The organism is Streptomyces durbertensis (genome assembly GCF_014156695.1).
GTDB lineage: Bacteria > Actinomycetota > Actinomycetes > Streptomycetales > Streptomycetaceae > Streptomyces > Streptomyces durbertensis.
The window spans coordinates 1-3,529 of the sequence record NZ_WMLF01000506.1 but is presented as its reverse complement, the minus strand read 5'-3'; the positions used below and the strand labels follow the sequence as shown (position 1 = coordinate 3,529).

The 3,529-nt window shown below is 71.3% G+C and carries 3 protein-coding genes; all 3 read left to right on the top strand.

Translation table 11 applies throughout. From position 1 onward, the window contains the following. Positions 1–1,158, top strand: a 1,158-nt coding sequence (locus GL263_RS23455) for a sensor histidine kinase (RefSeq protein ID WP_182857740.1), incomplete at its 5' end; no start/stop codon positions are given. Then, the gene (locus GL263_RS23450; RefSeq protein ID WP_182857739.1) at positions 1,155–2,489 is read left to right on the top strand and encodes a sensor histidine kinase; all 1,335 of its coding nucleotides are present in this window, start codon (positions 1,155–1,157) and stop codon (positions 2,487–2,489) included. The genes GL263_RS23455 and GL263_RS23450, both read left to right, overlap by 4 nt. A 243-nt stretch (positions 2,490–2,732) precedes the next feature. Next, positions 2,733–3,392, top strand: coding sequence for a response regulator (locus GL263_RS23445; RefSeq protein ID WP_323379535.1), 660 nt, complete (start codon positions 2,733–2,735; stop codon positions 3,390–3,392). Positions 3,393–3,529 lie beyond the last annotated feature (137 nt).

Genomic DNA, 3,529 nt, shown 5'->3' with positions numbered 1-3,529 from the left:
GACGACGCGCCCCTGCCGCCACCCCGAGCGGCGCTCAGCGCGAGCACGTGGAAGGAGATCGCCTATCTCCTGACCAACCTCCCGTTCGCGCTGCTCGGCTTTGTCTACGTGAGCGTCTGGCTGTACGCGGGTCTGCTGATGGCGATCACCGTCATCGGTCTGCCGGTGGTGGCGCTGGGGTTGATGGGCTGCCGCGAGCTCGGCAAGTGGGAGCGGGCCCGGGCGCGGGTGCTGCTCGATCTGCGGGTGGAGGAGCCGACACCGCGGCGCCGGAGCAGCTACGACGGTTTCCTGCCGTGGCTGTGGGGGGTGCTGCGGGATCCGGTGGCCTGGCGGCACGCGCTTTTTGCGTTCATCCGGCTGCCGTGGGGGCTGCTCACCTTCACCGTCGTGCTGACGGCGCTGTTCGTGGCCTGGCCGGGCCTGCCGTGGCTGGCGAGGGGTCTGTCGTTGGGTGACCGGGCCATGGTGCGCGGCCTGTTGGCGCCCTCGGACGAGTGGGAGCGGCGGATCGCGGAGTTGGAGGCGGGCCGCCGGGTGGTGACGGACACGGCGAGTGCGGATCTGCGTCGGATCGAGCGGGACCTGCACGACGGCGCCCAGGCCCGCCTCGTCGCGCTGGCCATGGACCTCGGCCTGGCCAAGGAGAAACTCACCGAGGACCCCGAAGCCGCCGCCCGCATGGTCGACGAAGCCCACGGCGAAGTGAAACTCGCCCTCCAGGAACTCCGCGACCTCGCCCGAGGCATCCACCCCGCCATCCTCACCGACCGAGGACTCGGCCCCGCACTCTCCGCCCTCACCACCCGCTGCACCGTCCCCGTCACCATCCACACCGACCTCCCCACCCGACCCGCACCCGCCATCGAAGCCATCACCTACTACACCGTCTCCGAACTACTCCAGAACATCAGCAAACACAGCAAAGCCACCCACGCCACCGTCGAACTCTGGCACAACCCCCACCGCCTCATGCTCCAGATCACCGACAACGGCCAAGGCGGCGCCACCACCACCCACGGCACCGGACTCGCAGGCCTCACCGAACGCCTCGGCTCCGTCGACGGACTCCTCCTCATCCACTCCCCCACCGGCGGCCCCACCACCATCACCGCCGAAATCCCCTGGCGCGACCGACACGAGGACACACCGCGATGAACACATCCACGAACACACCGGCGAGAGCGTTCCGCGAGGTGCTGCGCGCGCCGGTGTCCGGCTGGGCGTGGCGGGAGCTGACGTACCTGTTCAGCGGTCTGGTCGTCGCCTCGGTCGTCTCGCCGGTCGTGTATGTGCTGCTGATGACCAGCGCCGGCCTGCTGATCACCTTCGTCGGGGTGCCGCTGCTCGCGCTGACCCTGGTCTTCTGCCGCGGTGTCGGCACGCTGGAACGCTGGCGGGCCAGGCTGCTGCTGCGGACGTCCGTGGAGGAGCCGGAACCGCTGCGTCCGGCCGCCGGCCGCGGCGGCGTGCTGGCCGCGATGTGGGCGACGCTGCGCAGCGGCAGCGCCTGGCGGCACACCCTGTACACCGTGCTGCACCTGCCGTGGGCGGTGTGCTCGGCAGTGGCCAGCATGGTGCTGTGGTCCGTCGGCTGGGGGCTGCTGACCCACCCGCTGTGGTACTGGGTCTTCCCCCGTTACGCGGGCCAGCCCGGCATCCAGCTCGAGGGCGACGGGTACGGCGACGGGCGGTACGTGGACACCCCGTTCGAGATCGGCGTGGTCGCACTGATCGGTCTCGCGCTGGTGCTGCTCACGCCGTGGGTGGTGCACGCGCTGACCTGGGTGGACCGACTGCTGGTGCGCGGCCTGCTGGGCCCGTCGCCGTTGGCCAGCCAGGTGCGCCGGCTGGAGGAGGACCGCGGCCAGGTCGTGGACACGGCGAGTGCGGATCTGCGGCGGATCGAGCGGGACCTGCACGACGGCGCCCAGGCCCGCCTCGTCGCCCTGGCCATGGACCTCGGCCTGGCCAAGGAGAAACTCACCGAGGACCCCGAAGCCGCCGCCCGCATGGTCGACGAAGCCCACGGCGAAGTGAAACTCGCCCTCCAGGAACTCCGCGACCTCGCCCGAGGCATCCACCCCGCCATCCTCACCGACCGAGGACTCGGCCCCGCACTCTCCGCCCTCACCACCCGCTGCACCGTCCCCGTCACCATCCACACCGACCTCCCCACCCGACCCGCACCCGCCATCGAAGCCATCACCTACTACACCGTCTCCGAACTACTCCAGAACATCAGCAAACACAGCAAAGCCACCCACGCCACCGTCGAACTCTGGCACAACCCCCACCGCCTCATGCTCCAGATCACCGACAACGGCCAAGGCGGCGCCACCACCACCCACGGCACCGGACTCGCAGGCCTCACCGAACGCCTCGGCTCCGTCGACGGACTCCTCCTCATCCACTCCCCCACCGGCGGCCCCACCACCATCACCGCCGAAATCCCCTGGCGCGACCGACACGAGGACACACCGCGGTAGGCACCATCAGACAGGGCACCTTCGGACAGGCACTTTCGGAAGCACACCGGTGCACACGTCGGGCGCACACCGCTCGGCGCGCGCCTGACAGAGGACTGACACCCGCTTGACAGCCACCCCCGCTCCCCTGACGGGAGCGTCCACCTTCTGGGATGCTGGTCCGAGCACCGTGCAGACCAGTGGTACCGGGGGACACCGGGGGAACGAGGAGACGTGGCGGACACGGCTGACGTACGGGCCGGCGTGCGGGTGGTCATCGCGGAGGACTCCGTCCTCCTGCGCGAGGGGCTGACCCGGCTGCTCACCGACCGGGGGCACGTGGTGGTCGCCGGTGTCGGCGACGGCGACGCGCTGGTCAAGACGGTGGTGGAGCTGCACGAGGCCGGCGAGGCGCCGGACGTCGTGGTCGCGGACGTGCGGATGCCGCCGACGCACACCGACGAGGGGGTGCGCGCGGCCGTGGAGCTGCGGACGCGCTTCCCCGAGCTGGGGGTGCTGGTGCTGTCGCAGTACGTGGAGGAGCAGTACGCGACGGAGCTGCTCGCCGGCTCGTCCCGGGGCGTGGGCTACCTGCTGAAGGACCGCGTCGCGGACGTGCGGGAGTTCGTGGACGCGGTGGCCCGGGTGGCCGCCGGGGGCACGGCGCTGGACCCGGAGGTGGTGGCGCAGCTGCTCGGCCGCAGCCGCCGGCAGGACGTCCTCGCGGGGTTGACGCCGCGCGAGCGCGAGGTGCTCGGGCTGATGGCCGAGGGCCGGACGAACTCGGCGATCGCCGCCCGGCTGGTGGTCAGCGGCGGCGCCGTGGAGAAGCACGTGAGCAACATCTTCCTGAAGCTGGGGCTGGCGCAGAGTGACGCGGATCACCGCAGGGTCCTGGCAGTTCTGACGTACTTGAACGGTTGACGAGCGAAACCGGCCGGCCGGGGCCCTCCCGGTCGGCTTAGCCGACGGCTAAGTCCGCCGTATGGGCCGCCCCGCACAGTGGGCGGTCCGGGGGGCGGACGCCGACGGTCGGCCCGCCGCGGCGGGGCGACCGGCAA

Bases quoted from the DNA above. Each gene is read 5' to 3' on its own strand.
- GL263_RS23450 (WP_182857739.1), top strand. From the start codon at position 1,155: ATGAACACATCCACGAACACACCGGCGAGAGCGTTCCGCGAGGTGCTG.